The 14728-nt window shown below is 72.5% G+C and carries 9 protein-coding genes; 6 read left to right on the top strand and 3 right to left on the bottom strand.

Annotated features, from left to right (window positions below; genetic code table 11):
• Nucleotides 1–49: 49 nt before the first annotated feature.
• The 3 genes from C2142_RS32215 to C2142_RS32205 all read right to left on the bottom strand — a co-directional run bounded on the left by C2142_RS32215 (nt 50) and on the right by C2142_RS32205 (nt 3240).
• A complete protein-coding gene (locus C2142_RS32215; protein WP_148646336.1) occupies nt 50–973 on the bottom strand; it encodes a carbohydrate ABC transporter permease in 924 nt (307 codons plus the stop codon).
• 3 nt (nt 974–976) lie between these two features.
• A complete protein-coding gene (locus C2142_RS32210) occupies nt 977–1849 on the bottom strand; it encodes a sugar ABC transporter permease (RefSeq protein ID WP_148646335.1) in 873 nt (290 codons plus the stop codon).
• Between the two features lie 104 nt (nt 1850–1953).
• Complete coding sequence (locus tag C2142_RS32205; protein ID WP_148646334.1) at nt 1954–3240, bottom strand: sugar ABC transporter substrate-binding protein; 1287 nt, start codon at nt 3238–3240, stop codon at nt 1954–1956.
• Nucleotides 3241–3392: 152 nt separating this feature from the next.
• Between C2142_RS32205 and C2142_RS32200 the strand changes: the two genes are divergently transcribed.
• From C2142_RS32200 to C2142_RS32175, 6 genes are all read left to right on the top strand, one after another.
• Nucleotides 3393–4481, top strand: a complete 1089-nt coding sequence (locus C2142_RS32200) for a LacI family DNA-binding transcriptional regulator (protein WP_148646333.1) — start codon at nt 3393–3395, stop codon at nt 4479–4481.
• Between the two features lie 301 nt (nt 4482–4782).
• Entirely contained in the window at nt 4783–7248 is a 2466-nt protein-coding gene (locus C2142_RS32195) for a discoidin domain-containing protein (RefSeq protein ID WP_148646332.1), read from the top strand.
• 32 nt (nt 7249–7280) lie between these two features.
• Nucleotides 7281–11474, top strand: a complete 4194-nt coding sequence (locus C2142_RS32190; protein WP_148646331.1) for an NEW3 domain-containing protein — start codon at nt 7281–7283, stop codon at nt 11472–11474.
• Nucleotides 11471–12184: a hypothetical protein gene (locus C2142_RS32185; protein WP_148646330.1), complete on the top strand. Its 714-nt coding sequence runs from the start codon at nt 11471–11473 to the stop codon at nt 12182–12184. Before C2142_RS32190 ends, C2142_RS32185 begins: the two co-directional genes overlap by 4 nt.
• 216 nt (nt 12185–12400) lie before the next feature.
• The gene (locus tag C2142_RS32180) at nt 12401–12928 is read left to right on the top strand and encodes a hypothetical protein (RefSeq protein ID WP_148646329.1); all 528 of its coding nucleotides are present in this window, start codon (nt 12401–12403) and stop codon (nt 12926–12928) included.
• A gap of 150 nt (nt 12929–13078) precedes the next feature.
• Entirely contained in the window at nt 13079–14647 is a 1569-nt protein-coding gene (locus C2142_RS32175; RefSeq protein WP_148646328.1) for an APC family permease, read from the top strand.
• The last annotated feature ends 81 nt before the right edge of the window (nt 14648–14728 follow it).

Here is a 14728-nt window from a genome sequence, read left to right as displayed (position 1 = left end):
CCTCGGTCGGCTTCCTCGGTGGGTGCGGCGGGACGGGTGGGGGCGGAGCTCAGCCCTTGACGGCTCCCTCCTCGACGCCCTTGAAGAAGAAGCGCTGGCAGATGCCGAACACCACGACGATCGGCAGGAAGGCGATCATGGTGCCGGCCGCGATCAGCCGCGGGTTGGAGCTGAACGTGCCGTTGAGGTACTGGAGTCCGACGGTGAGGGTGTACTTCTGCGGGTCGGTGAGGACGATCAGCGGCCAGAGGAAGTCGTCCCAGGCGCCGATGAAGGTGAAGATGACGATCACGCTGAGCATGCCCCGCACGTTCGGCAGGCCCACGTGCCACAGGCGCTGCCAGACGGTGGCGCCGTCGACCAGCGCGGCCTGGTCCAGCTCCGGCGGCACCGCCGCGAACGCGGTGCGCATCAGCAGCACGTTGAGCATCGCGAGCGCGCCGGGCAGGGCGACGCCGACCAGGGAGTCGGCCAGGCCGAGGCTGCGCACCGTCACGTACTGGGAGACGATGGTGACCTCGCCGGGCAGGACGAGGGTGGCCAGGAAGAGCCCGAGGACCAGCCGGGAGCCGCGGAAGCGCAGTTTGGCGAGGGCGTAGCCGGCCAGGGTGCAGCCGACCACGTTGCCGAAGATCGCGATGGCGGCGACGACCAGCGAGTTGGCGGCGTAGGTCCAGACCGGGATGGTGTCGGCGACCTTGGCGTAGTTGGCGAAGGTGGGGTGCTCGGGGATGAAGGCCGGGCTCCGGGTGTAGACGTCCTCGTCGGGGCCCTTGAGCGAGGTGGAGAGCTGCCAGAGGAAGGGGCCGATCACCAGCAGCAGCACGACGGCCAGGAGCAGGTAGCGCAGTGCGGTCCGGCCGGCCGACGGGGTGTTGAAGCTGCGGGGGCGGCGGGCGGGTGCGGTGCGGCGGGCCGGGGTACCGGGCTGGGCCGGTACGGCGGGCCGGGCCGGGGCGGCGGGTCGGGTCACGGGTCAGTCCGCCTTCCGGTTCAGGCGCGTCAGGAGCAGCATCGGGCCGAGGGTGATGAGGAACAGCAGCAGGCTGAGCGCGGAGGCGTAGCCCAGGTGCCCGGTGAAGCCGCGGCTGTACATCTGGATCAGCATCACCACCGACATGTCCCGGCCGCCGGGCCCGCCGGTGCCGTGGGAGAGCACGTACAGCTCGGAGAAGACGCGCAGGGCGGAGACCGAGATCAGCACCGAGACCAGCATCATGGTGGGCCGCACCCCGGGCAGGGTGACGTGCCAGAACCGGCGGACGGCGCTCGCGCCGTCGACGGCGGCGGCCTCGTGCAGCTCCCGGCCGACGTTGGCGAGGGCCGAGAGGTAGATCACCATGTAGTAGCCGAGCCCCTTCCAGGCGGTCAGGGCGATCGAGCTGAACAGCAGCAGCCAGCGGTCGGTGAGGAAGGCGACCGGGGAGTCGGCGAGTCCGGTCTGCTGGAGCACGCCGTTGACCAGCCCGCGGTCGTCGAGCACCCAGCCCCAGATCAGGGCCACCACGACGGCCGAGGCGATCACCGGGGTGTAGAAGGCGGTGCGGAAGAAGGTGATGCCGGGGAGCTTGCGCTGGACCAGCAGGGCGAGCAGCAGCGGCAGGACGGTCAGTACCGGAAGGCAGACCAGCAGGTAGACGATGCTGTTGAGCAGGGCGTCGGCGAGCTGGTCGTCGTCGAGGATGCGTTCGTAGTTGGCCAGGCCGGTGAACCGGCCGCCGCCCAGGGGCTTGGCATCGGTGAACGACAGGATCACCGTGTTGAGCGTCGGCCAGAGGTTGAAGACGGCCAGCCAGACGATCGCTGGCCCGGCGAGCAGCCAGGGGGTGAACCAACGCCGGTGGGTCATCGGGTGCCTTGCCTTCCTGGGGGCGGTGCGGGTCGGGCCCGGCGGAGCGGCGGCCGGGGAGGGCCGCCGCTCCGCCGGTGCCGGTCCGGCGGAGCGGGGTGGCGTCAGCCCTTGAGCAGCTGGTTGCAGCGTTCGACGGCGGTGTCCAGTGCCTGCTTGGAGGTGGCGTCGCCGCTGATCGCCAGGGCGATCTGCTGCTTGATGACGGTGCCCATCGCGTCGTCGACCTGGACGGGCTGGAGGATCTTCGCCTTGGCCAGCGAGCCGAACGCGACGACCTTGGCGTCACCGCCGTTGGTGCCGTCGCCCTTGCTGAAGAAGGCGTCGCCCGCGGACGCCTTGGTGGACGGGAAGATGCTGGTCAGATGGGCGAACCGGGCCTGGTTCTCCGGGCTGGTGACCCAGCGGGCCAGGGCCACCGCGGCGGCCGGGTTCTTGGTGCTCTTCGGGATGGACAGGCCCTGCACGTACAGCGGCGGGGTGCCCATCGCGGGGGAGGAGACCATCTTGGGGGCGAGGGTGGGGTTGTCGGTGGCGACGCTGGCGATGAGGTTGGCGCCGCCGGTGGTCCAGGCCGCCGTACCGGCGGTGAACAGCTTGGTGTTGCCGGCGTAGGTGTCGGTCAGGACGTCCTTCGGCAGCAGTCCCTCCTTGAACGCGGCGCGGTACTTGTCGAGCAGCGCGGCCGCCTCGGGGGTGTTGAAGGTGAAGGACCTGCCGTCGTCGGCCATCACCTTGACGCCGGCGTTGACGAGGTCGCCGAGGCCGGGCTTGCGGCTCATCAGGTAGGTCGAGCCGCCGGACTTCTCCTTCATCACCCGGGCCTGGGCGATCAGTTCGTCCAGGGTGGTGGGAAGGTTCTTCGGGTCCAGGCCGTACTTGGCCAGCAGCTCCGAATTCCAGTAGTTCACATCGGTGTTGAGGTACCACGGGTAGCCGTAGGTGCCGTCCTGGCCGGTGAACCGGTAGGCGTCGACGCCGCCGGCGACGTACTCGTCCGAGAGCTTCGGGTCGGCCTTGGCGACGTCGAGCAGCAGGCTCTTCGAGGCCAGCGGGAGGGCGAAGTCCGGCGGGAGGTTGACCACGTCGGGGAGGGTGCCGGCCGCGGCCTGGCTGAGCACCTTGTCCGAGTAGCCCTCGCCGGGCTGGTCGAGCCACTGGACCTCGACGCCGGGGTACTTCTGCTTGAAGCCGTCGATCACGCCCTGGACGTAGTCGGTGAACTTCGGCTTGAGCGCCCAGGTCTGGAGGGAGACCTTGCCCTTGACCTCGCCGGTGGCGGCCGCACTCGCCACGGTGTCGTCGCTCTTGGTGTCGGAGCCGAGTCCGCAGCCGGTGAGCAGGGTGGCGGTGACCGCCGTCGTCGTCAGTGCCGCCCAGATTCTTCGCATGAGGGTCTCCCGGTCCAGGGGGGTGGGTGGGGGATCGTGCCGAGTTCTCGAACCTGCTGGGTTTTCGCAACCTGATGTACTAAACCGGTCTAGCTGTTGCAGGGACTATGCTCCCGCCTAAACTTGGATGTCAAGAGAGGAGTCGGATCCCTGTGGGCAGACCGACCATCGCCGACATCGCCCGCCAGGCCGGCGTCTCCAAGGGCGCGGTGTCCTTCGCGCTCAACGGGCGCCCCGGGGTGAGCGAGGCGACGAGGGCCCGGATCCTCCGGGTCGCCGAGGAGATGAACTGGCGGCCGCACAGCGCCGCCCGCGCCCTGGGCGGGGCCAGGGCCGACGCGGTCGGCCTGGTGATCGCGCGCCCGGCCCGCACCATCGGTGTCGAGCCGTTCTTCAGCCAACTGCTCTCCGGCCTCCAGGCCGTCCTCTCCGCCCACTCGGTCGCACTGCACCTGATGGTCGTCGAGGACACCGCCGCCGAGATCGAGGTCTACCGGCGCTGGGCCTCCGAACACCGGGTCGACGGCTTCATCGTGGTCGACCTCCAGGTCCGCGACCCGCGGCTGGAGGTGCTGGAGGAGCTGGCGCTGCCCGCCGTCGTGCTGGGCGGCCCCGGCAAGGGCGGCGGTCCGGTGCGGATCTGGGCCGACGACCGGGAGGCGATGCTCTCGATCGTCGACTACCTGGCCGCCATCGGCCACCGCCGGATCGCGCACCTGGCCGGGCTGCCGCACTTCCAGCACACCCAGCGCCGGATCAGGGCGCTGCGCGACGCCTCCCGGCGGCTCGGCCTGGAGGAGGCGGTCTCGGTGCCGACCGACTTCAGCGACGCCGAGGGCGCCGCCGCCACCCGCACCCTGCTCTCCCGCCCCCGGCGGCCCACCGCGATCGTCTACGACAGCGACGTGATGGCGGTGGCCGGGCTCGGGGTGGCCGGCGAGATGGGGGTCCCGGTGCCCGGCGAGCTGTCGATCGTCTCCTTCGACGACTCGGTGCTCGCCCGGATCGTGCACCCGCCGCTGACGGCGCTCAGCCGGGACACCTTCGCACTCGGCGAGCAGGTCGCCCGGAGCCTGCTCGCGGTGGTCGACGAGACCGGCCCCGGACGCGACCTGCAGATGCCCACCCCTCGGCTGACCGTCCGGGAGTCCACCTCGCCACCGGGCCCCGGCCGGCACGCCGGCTCACCCGCCGGAGTGGCCGTTGCGCGGACCGTTGACACGGGATCTGAACCGGTTTAGCCTCGCAGCGCCGAGCGGGCCCCGCTCGGCGCGCCACCGTGGGCGGACGGCCGACGAGCCGCCCACGGCCACCTGACGCGTCCGGTGCCACCCGGTGCCCGGCGCGCCCGCGCCGCCGGCCGCGGCGCGTACCGCCGCGCCGCGCCGTGCGGGCCGGCCGGGCCGCACGTCCGCGTCCGGCCCGGGCGTCGCCTCCCGCGGCACCGCCCCCGCACCCGTACAGCGCCACACGCATGCACCCGGACCGCCCCGCCGCGGGCGGCCCGGCCCCCACCCTCCTCCGCCCGATCGGAGCCACCGCATGTCACGACGCCTACCCCTGCTCCTGAGCGCCGCCCTCGGGGCCGCCGTCCTGGGCACCGCACCCGCCGCCCACGCCGGCACACCGCCCGCCCCCGCGCCCGCGCCCGTCACCGCCCCCGCGCCCGTCGCCGCGGCGCCCGGCACCCAGCCGTACGCGTCCTACTGGTACCCGAACACCATCCTGAACTGGGACCCGGCCACCGATCCGGACGCCCGCTTCAACCGCTCCCGCGTCCCGCTCCAGCCGCGCACCAGCGACCCGGCGCTCAAGGCCAACCCCAACGCCCGGGCCGGCGAGGGCAAGGTGGCCTCCCTGGTGTCCTTCGGGCCGACCTCCAACAACCCCTCCCAGGGCTCCGCCGACCCCAACTACTACGCGTTCGGCTACTGGCAGTACGTCGACAAGCTGGTCTTCTGGGGCGGCTCGGCCGGCGAGGGCCTCATCCTCGCCCCCAACCCGACCGTCATCGACGCCGCCCACCGCAACGGCGTCAAGGTGTACGGCACCGTGTTCTTCCCGCCCGCCGCGTACGGCGGCCAGCTCCAGTGGGTCCGCGACTTCGTCCAGAAGTCCGGCACCCGCTACCCCGTCGCCGACAAGCTCGCCCAGGCCGCCCAGTACTACGGCTTCGACGGCTGGTTCATCAACCAGGAGACCGGCGGCGGCGATTCGGCCCTGGCCGGCGAGGTCCGCAACCTCATGCAGTACACCAAGGCGCAGAGCTCCACCGAGTTCATGTGGTACGACGCCATGACCGAGTCGGGATCGGTCAGTTGGCAGAACGCGCTGACCTCCGCCAACGACTCCTTCCTCCAGGAGGGGAACAGGCGGACCGCCGACTCGATGTTCCTCAACTTCAACTGGAGTGCCTCCGGCCTGGATTCGTCCCGTACCCTGGCCCGCAGCCTCGGCCGCAGCGAGTACGACCTCTACTCCGGCATCGACACCGAGGCCAACGGCTACAACACCGGCGTCGACTGGAACGCGCTCTTCCCCGCGAACAAGCCGCACACCACCTCGCTCGGCCTCTACCGCCCGGAGTGGACGTGGAAGTCCGCCACCGACCGCGCCGACTTCTACGCCAAGGACTCCCGCTACTGGGTCGGCGCCAACAACGACCCCTCCAACACGGCCACCTCGTCCAGCTGGAAGGGCCTCTCCAGCTACGTCGCCGAGTCCTCGCCGATCACCGCCAAGCCGTTCGTCACCAACTTCGACACCGGACAGGGCGACTTCTACCAGACCGGCGGCGCCCGGGCGGCCACCGGCGGCTGGAACAACCTCTCGCTCCAGGACGTCCCGCCCACCTACCGCTGGCTGGTCAGCTCCACCGGCACCAGGCTCACCCCGTCCATCGACTTCACCGACGCCTACGAGGGCGGCTCCTCGCTGCGCCTCACCGGCAGGCTGGACGCCGCCAACACCGTCCGCCTCTACCAGAGCCGGTTGCCGGTCGCGGCGGACAGCAGGCTCTCCGTGGTGGTGAAGACCCCGGCCGCCGGGCCGACCAGGCTCAAGGCCGCGATCTCCTTCACCGACGCGCCGACCAGCTTCACCACCCTCGACCTGGGCGCCAACTCCGGCACCGGGTGGGAGCGCCACACCCTCGACCTCTCCGCCTACGTCGGTCGCACCATCGCCCAGATCGGCCTCCAGGCCGACGGCAACGACCCGGCCTACGATCTGAGGATCGGCCAACTCGCCGTCTACGACGGTGCTGTGGAAACCCCGGGTGCACCCGGTGGCCTCACCGTGCTCGGCGCCAGTGACGTGGTGGCCGGCTCCAGCCAGTCGCTGCGGCTCTCCTGGACGGCCCCGGCCGGCGGCTCCGTCCACCACTACGAGGTGTACCGGCGGGGCGCCGACGGGACCCGCACCTTCCTCGGGGCGACGCCGTCCGACGCCTACTTCGTCAACAAGCTGGACCGGGCCGGCACCGAGCGCAGCACCACCGTCGAGGTCGTGGCCGTCTCCACCGAGTACGGCCGCTCCACCGCCGCCACCACCACGGTCTCCTGGACCGGCACCCCGCCCGCCGGCGGCAACCTGGCGCTGAACCGCCCGGCCACCGGCTCCGGCCAGTGCAACGCCAACGAGACCCCGGCCAAGGCGGTCAACGGCACCGTCAACGGCGGCAACGGCGACAAGTGGTGCACCACCACGTCGGCCAAGTGGCTGGAGGTGGACCTCGGATCGGCGCAGCCGCTCTCCAAGTTCGTGGTCAAGCACGCCTCGGCCGGCGGCGAGAGCTCCTCCTACAACACCCGGGACTTCTCGATCCAGGTGCGTTCGGCGGCCACCGACCCGTGGACCACCGTCGCCACCGTCACCGGGAACACCGCCGGCACCACCACCCACCCGGTGACCACCACGGCGCGCTACGTCCGGCTGGTCGTCACCAGGCCCACCCAGGGCACCGACCCCGCCGCCCGCGTCTACGAGTTCGAGGCCTGGGGCGCGTAGCTCCGCCGTACCTTCGTGAAAGGACCAGTCCCGTGTCGGTCACCATCACCGCCGTCGAAAGCACGGACCTCTTCACCGGCCCTGAGGACGCGCCGCGCCAGCTGCTGCGGGTGACCCTCGACGGCCCGCCCGCCACCCGGATCACCGTCACCGGTCCGGGCGTGCGGGGCGAGGCGGCCGGCACGGGGCTGGTCGAAGTCCCCCTGGAGATCACCGGCCCGGCACCGGGGGCGCGCGTGGACGTCCGGGTGGAGGCCGGCGGCGCACGCGCCGAGGGCGTCGTCGAAGTCGCCGAGCCCGGTTGGACGATGTTCATGGTCTCGCACTTCCACTACGACCCGGTCTGGTGGAACACCCAGGCCGCGTACACCTCGCCGTGGGAGCTGCTCTCCGCCGACGCCACCACCCGGCCGCTCTGGGAGCGCAACGGCTTCGCCCTGGTCGACGCACACCTGGAGCTGGCGCTGCGCGACCCGGTGTACAAGTTCGTGCTCGCCGAAGTCGACTACCTGAAGCCCTACTTCGACCAGCACCCGGAGCGCCGGGAGGCGCTGCGGCTGTTGCTGGAACGCGGCCAGGTCGAGCTGGTCGGCGGCACCTACAACGAGCCCAACACCAACCTCACCGGCGCCGAGACCACCATCCGCAACATCGTCTACGGCATCGGGTACCAGCGCGACGTCCTCGGCGGCGATCCGCAGACCGCCTGGCAGCTCGACGTGTTCGGGCACGACCCGCAGTTCCCCGGCCACCTGGCGGCAGCCGGCCTCACCGGCAGTGCCTGGGCGCGCGGCCCGTTCCACCAGTGGGGCCCGATCCAGAAGAACTTCCGCGAGGCCAAGGACGACGCCCGGGTGATGCAGTTCCCGAGCGAGTTCGAGTGGATCGCGCCCTCCGGCGAGGGCGTGCTCACCCACTACATGCCGCACCACTACTCGGCCGGCTGGTGGATGGACTCCTCCGCCGACCTCGCCACCGCCGAGCAGGCCGTCCTCGATCTGTACCGCAAGCTCAAGCCGGTCGGTGCGACCAGGAACCTGCTGCTGCCGGTCGGCACCGACTACACCCCGCCGAACAAGTGGGTCACCGAGATCCACCGCTCCTGGGCCTCGAAGTACCTCTGGCCGCGGTTCGTCTGCGCCACCCCGCGCGACTTCCTGGATGCCGTCCGTGCCGAGCTGGAGGCCACCGGCCGCCGGCCCAGCCCGCAGACCCGGGACATGAACCCGGTCTACACCGGCAAGGACGTCTCCTACATCGACACCAAGCAGGCCCAGCGGGCCGCCGAGGTCGCGGCCGTCGACGCCGAGAAGCTGGCCACGCTGGCCGTGGTGCACGGGCTGGGCCGCTACCCCTCGGGCGCCCTGGACAAGGTCTGGCGCCAACTCGCCTACGGCGCGCACCATGACGCGATCACCGGCTCCGAATCCGACCAGGTCTACCTGGACCTGCTCGGCGGCTGGCGGGAGGCGTACGACCTCGCGGCCGACGTCCGCGACCGGGCACTGGAGGCGCTCACCGGCCGGGTGGACACCACGGGCGCGGGCGAGGCCGTCGTCGTCACCAACACGCTCTCCTTCGACCGGACCGACCTGGTGGCCGTGCCGCTGCCACGCGGTGGGCAGGCGGTGCGGGTGCTGGACGACACCGGCTCGGTGGTGCCCAGCGCCGTCGACCGGGGGACCTTGCGGTTCCTGGCCGCCGACGTGCCCGCGCTGGGCTGGCGCACCTGGCGGCTGGTCCCCGGGCCGGAGGAGGACACCGCCTGGTCGGCCGCCGAGGGCCGGACGGTCGCCAACGCCCGGTACCGGGTGACCGCCGACCCCGGGCGCGGCGGCTGTCTGACGTCAGTTCACGATCTGCTCCACGACCGGGAGTTGATCCGCTCCGGCGCGATCGGCAACGAGCTGCGGGTCTACGAGGAGTACCCGCAGCACCCCGACTTCGGCGAGGGCCCCTGGCACCTCGTGCCCAAGGGCCCGGTGGCCGGTTCCGGCGACCTGCCCGCGGACGTCCGCCGGGAGACCGGCCCGCTCGGCGAACGGCTGGTGATCGGCGGAACGGTGGACGGTGTCCGCTACGAGCAGACCGTGACCCTGTGGCGCGGCGTGGACCGCGTCGACTGCCGCACCCGGGTGGTCGACCACTCCGGCGCCGACCGCCTGTTGCGGCTGCGCTTCCCGGTGGACCTGCCCGGGGCGCTGCCGGTCAGCGAGGTCGCGGACGCGGTGGTCGGCCGTGGCTTCGCACTGCCCGACGTCGACTCCGCCGAGGCGCCGTGGACCCTCGACAACCCCGCCAACACCTGGTTCGGCCTCGGTTCCACGGCACGCGCGGTACTCACCGATCCGTCCGGTGCGGTGCTGGGCGAACGGGCGCTGGGCGTGGCCGAGGTGGTCGTCCCCGATCTGGACGCGGCCGCCGACGCGCGCGCGTTGGTGGTCGCACTCGCCCGGGTCGGCGTCACCGCCACCACCTCGGGCGCGGACTGGGCCCGCTACGGCTGGCTGGACGTCGACTCCAACCTGCCGGACTTCCGGATCGTGGTCGGCGGGCCGGACGTCAACGAGGCGGCACGGGAGTTGATCGAGCGGGCCGGGGAGGAGTACGCGCGTGTGCTGAAGGCGCACGGCGCCGTCTGGGTGCCCGCGCTGACCCCGCTCGCCGAGGTGTGGCGGCCCGGCGCCGACCTGCGCGACCTGCGCGCGCTGCCCGCCCTCGTGGTCACCGATCCCGCCGCTCTGGCGCAGGACCTCGCCGATGCCCGGGTCACCGCCGTCTGCCCCGGACCGCTCCACGCCTCGGAACAACTCGTCGACCACACCGTCGGACTGCTCAGCTTCGGCCTGCCCGGCTTCGCCGTCGACGCCACCGGCGCGCTGCACCTCTCGCTGATGCGCTCCTGCACCGGCTGGCCCTCCGGTGTCTGGATCGACCCGCCCCGGCGCACCCTGCCCGACGGTGCGTCCTTCCAACTCCAGCACTGGACCCATGAGTTCAGCTACGCGCTGGTGGGCGGCGCGGGAGACTGGCGGGCCCTGACGCTGCCCGCACAGGGGCAGGAGTTCAACCACCCGCTGTACGCCCGGCTCACCCCGGCGCAGGTGGGCCCGCTGCCCGCCACCCTCTCCTGGCTGCGGGTGGAACCGGCCCGCGAGGTGCTGCTCGGCGCCCTCAAGCCGGCCGGCAACCCCATCGCGCACGGCTCGGCCCGGCCGCTCGGCGACCAACTGACCGTACGGCTGGTCGAATCGACGGGCCTGGGACGCACGGCGGCCCTCGGCGGGGCCCTCGGCCTCACCGAACTCCACCGGGCCGACCTGCTGGAGCGTCCGCTCGGGCCGGCGGACCTGGAGCTCTCCGGCTCGCAGATCGCCACCGTGCTGGCCCGGCCGAGTGTGACCTCGGACCCGGCCGGCCCGGTGCTCGGCGCGGTCGCCGAGGCCGCCCAGCCCGTCCACGCCCGGTACTGGCTGCACAACCGGGGACCGGCGCCGCTCGGCTACCTCCCGGTGTCGGTCGGGGTGTCGCCCGGCCTGCTGCGGACGGACGGCGCGGGCGGGCCGGTGTCGCTGTCGGTGGCGCTCTCCTCGCAGCTGCGGGACGCCGCCGTCGAGGGGACGGTGCTCGTCCTGCCGCCCGCGGGCTGGACGGCGAGCCTCACCGCCCGCCCCTACCGGCTGGAGGCGGGCGGCCACCTGCGCTTCCCGGTCACGCTCACCCCGCCGGCCGGCGCCGAACCCGGGCTCCACTTCGCCGCCGTCCGGATCGCGCACGACGGGCAGGAGGTGGAGGACGTGGTCACCATCGCGGTCGGCGACCTGCCGGAGCTGCTGCCGGTACCCGGCGGGGCGCCCGAGGACTGGACCGCCGCCCAGGGCACGAAGGCGGTGGAGGGCCGGGACACCGGCCTCACCGTGACGGTCGGCTCGGAGTCGCTGCGCGTCGCTCCCGGCGGCCGGGCCACCCTGGCGGTGGTGATGCACAACCGCACCCGCGGCGAGATCCGCGGTGAACTGCAGCTCGTCTCGCCGTGGGGCACCTGGGAGGCGATCGCGGAACCCGTGCGGGGCTTCACCGTCCCGGCCGGGTCGGCCACCACCGTGGACTTCGAGATCACCGCCCCCGAAGCCACCGAGCCCGGTTCGTCCTGGGCGCTGGCCAAGGTGATGTGGTTCGGCCGCTGCCAGTACGCCCCGACCGTCGCCCTGGTGGTGGAGCCGTGACCGCCGGCGTCCTGGGCCTGCTCGACGGCCGGCCGCTGCCGCGCACCGCACTCGACCGCCGCCTCGCCACCCTGCGGTCCGGCCCGCGTGCCTGCGTCCTTCCCCGGCCGGGAGGTTCGGAGGACCGCCAGCTCACCCGCTGGGTGGCCCAGGTGCTGCTGACGGAGGCGCTGTGCGAGGCGGTGGCCGCCGAACGCGGCCTGGCCGTCGCCGGATCCGGTCCCGCCCACCTCGACCAGCAGGCCGCCGTCGAACTCGGCTCCGTCACCGCCGCCGCGTACGAGGGGAGCGCGGCGGTGCGGGCGGTGTTCGAGGCGGTCACGGCGGACGTCGAGCCGACGGCGGCGGAGGTCGCTCACTACGCGGCCGTGGCGGACCGCCCGGGGCCGTCGGAGACCTGGACGCTGTCCTTCCCGGACGGCGGTACCTGCGAGGCCGGCCCGCAGACCCTGCCGCACGCGCTGGCCGACGCCCTGCGCGACACGCCGCCGGGCGAGTGGGCGACGGCCGGCGGCTGGACCGCCGCTCTCGTCGCGGTGGCCCGCCCTGCGGACGACCGCCCGGACGCGCGGTCGGTGGTCCGCGCAGCCGCCCGCCGGTCCGCCTTCGTCCGCTGGCTGGACCACGAACGCGCCCACCGCCTCACCCTCGTCCAGGGATTGGAACACCCCGGCGACCCCGCCCAGCCCGACAACCACCACCGCCACTGACAGGCCCTGTTCAACGCCAGCCGCGCTCGCCCCCGAGCGCGGCGGGCCGAACTGCTGCGGATGCCCGGTGCTCGTACACGGCTCGGACACGAGGGGGGTGAGGTCGACGTAGAGCAGGCGGCCGCCCCGCCCGGCGGGATGAACCGGCCTGTTTTGGCATATGCCACTTGGAAACTCCGGTTGTCGAACGCCGAAGCGGTAACTAAAGTTGTCGTCATGCCGAAGCCTGAGATCACCACCGAGGAACTGACCGCGCTGGACAGGGCCCTGCTCGACGCCCTCAATCCGCTCGCCACCGCCCTGCGCGCCCGGGAGACCGGGCTCCCCGCGGACCTCATGTGGGCGGGGGACCCAGCCGACGTCGCCCTCTCCGTCCTCAGTACCTGGAAGGTGGTGGACGAGGAGGTCAAGCGGCTGACGGCGATCGCCGCGCAGACCGCCGGGTCCTACGGTGCGAGCTACGAGCGGCTGGGTGCCGCGTGGGGTATCACCCGGCAGGGCGCCCGGAAGAAGTGGCCCGACGCCGTCGAGAGGCCGGCGGCTTCCGGGGCGGGGGCGAGCGGCCTCGAACTGTTCGGCGGCACCGCCGAGCTGTTCCGGGAGGCGTCGTCGGCCGGGTGGCGGTGGACCGGCCGGGGCGCGGACGGAACGCTGGGAGGGGCTGCCGCCGCGCCCGCCCTGGCCACGAAGGAGGAGGCTGCCGCCCACGCCGGGGCCTTCCTGAAGGAGCACGCCGCCGGCTGAACCGGGTACGCACAGGCCCGGCACGGGCGCCCCGGTCCCGGCGGGCCTGCGGGGGGCGGCGGCAGTATCGTCGGTTCAGAGCGGGAATTCTCTCGGCCCCATGATCACATCCGAGGTCCTCGGCTGGGTCAGGGGGAGGAGGTGGGATCGGTGCCGCAGTCCCCCAACGGTCCGGCCCCGGCCGTCGAACCACGAACGACCGGCTCGGGCGCGGGCGAGAAGGGGCTCAAGACCGGCGCGCTCGGACTCGTCTCTTCCGTCGCCATCGGCCTGGCCTCCACCGCCCCCGCCTACAGCCTCGCGGCGACACTCGGCATCATCGTGGTCGGTGTGGGGCTCCAGGCCCCGATCATCACCGTCCTGGCGTTCATCCCGATGCTGCTGATCGCCTACGCCTACAAGGAGCTCAACGCCTCCGACCCGGACTGCGGCACCACCTTCACCTGGGCCGCCCGGGCCTTCGGGCCGCGGACGGGGTGGATGGGCGGCTGGGGCATCATCATCGCCGACATCATCGTCATGGCGAACCTGGCCCAGATCGCCGGAGTCTACGGATTCCGGCTGTTCGGCCTGGACTCGCTCGCCGACAGCACGGTGTGGACGTCCATCGCCGGCGTGGTCTGGATCATCGTGATGACGGCGATCTGCTACGTCGGCATCGAGCTGTCCGCCGCCCTGCAACGCTGGCTGCTCTCGGTCGAGGTGGTGATGCTGGTCCTGCTGTCGGTCACCGCCCTGGTCAAGGTTTACGGCAGCAGCCCGCCCGCCACGGCGGTCCACATCAGCGCCTCCTGGTTCAACCCCTTCAACGTCGCCTCCACCGGCGCGTTCACCGCCGGCATGCTCGCCGCGGTCTTCATCTACTGGGGCTGGGACACGGCCGTCTCGGTCAACGAGGAGACCGCCGACTCCAAGCGCACCCCCGGGCGCGCGGCGGTCATCTCGACCGTGCTGCTCCTGCTGATCTACACCCTGGTGTCCACCTCGGCGCTGGCGTTCGCGGGCGTCGGGACGGAGGGCATCGGCCTGGGCAACGAGGACAACTCCGGCGACGTGCTGTCCGGCCTCGGTGACGCCGTGTTCGGCACTGCGGGATTCGGCGGGTTCCTCAGCAAGCTGCTGATCTTCATGGTGCTGACCTCCGCCGCGGCCTCCACCCAGACCACCATCCTGCCGACGGCCCGGACCTCCTTCTCGATGGCCGCGCACAAGGCGATCCCCGCTCCGTTCGGCCGGGTGCACCCCCGCCACCTCACCCCGACCTGGTCCACGATCGGCATGGGCGTGGCGTCCATCGCCTTCTACGTCCTGCTGACGGCGATCAGCGGCAACGTGCTGGCCGACTCCATCGCCTCGGTGGGGCTCGGCATCGCCTTCTACTACGGCCTGACCGGCTTCGCCTGCGTCTGGTACTACCGGCGGGTGCTGACCAGGAGCGTCAAGGACTTCGTCTTCAAGGGGCTCTGCCCGCTGGTCGGCGGCGTGATGCTGCTCTACTTCTTCTGCTACGGCGCCTTCGACGTCTACGCGGACCCGAACTACGGCGCGACCTCGGTGAACCTGCCGATCTTCGGGGAGACTGGCGGCGTGACCGTCATCGGCATCGGGGCCCTGGTGCTGGGCGGTGTGCTGATGCTGGTCCAGTGGGCCGTCCAGGGTTCCTGGTTCCGCCACCCCGATGTCCCGGTGAGCGCCGCCGACCCGGCCGACGCGCCGTAGCCGGGCCGGATTCGCTGCAGGGCGTGATCGTCGAGGACGCCGGCGGACGTGGCGGGCGCGCGGAGTCCCGTACCCCCGAGG

Origin of the sequence: Streptomyces sp. CB01881 (assembly GCF_002953255.1) — a bacterium.
In the GTDB taxonomy this organism is placed as follows: Bacteria; Actinomycetota; Actinomycetes; order Streptomycetales; family Streptomycetaceae; genus Kitasatospora.
Note: the sequence above shows the minus strand (reverse complement) of the source record. Positions and strands in the feature narration are given on the sequence as shown.

Excerpts from the sequence above, each read along its gene's own strand:
- C2142_RS32205 (WP_148646334.1), bottom strand. The coding sequence starts at position 3,240 with ATGCGAAGAATCTGGGCGGCACTGACGACGACGGCGGTCACCGCCACC.
- C2142_RS32210 (WP_148646335.1), bottom strand. The coding sequence starts at position 1,849 with ATGACCCACCGGCGTTGGTTCACCCCCTGGCTGCTCGCCGGGCCAGCG.
- C2142_RS32180 (WP_148646329.1), top strand. The coding sequence starts at position 12,401 with ATGCCGAAGCCTGAGATCACCACCGAGGAACTGACCGCGCTGGACAGG.
- C2142_RS32195 (WP_148646332.1), top strand. The coding sequence starts at position 4,783 with ATGTCACGACGCCTACCCCTGCTCCTGAGCGCCGCCCTCGGGGCCGCC.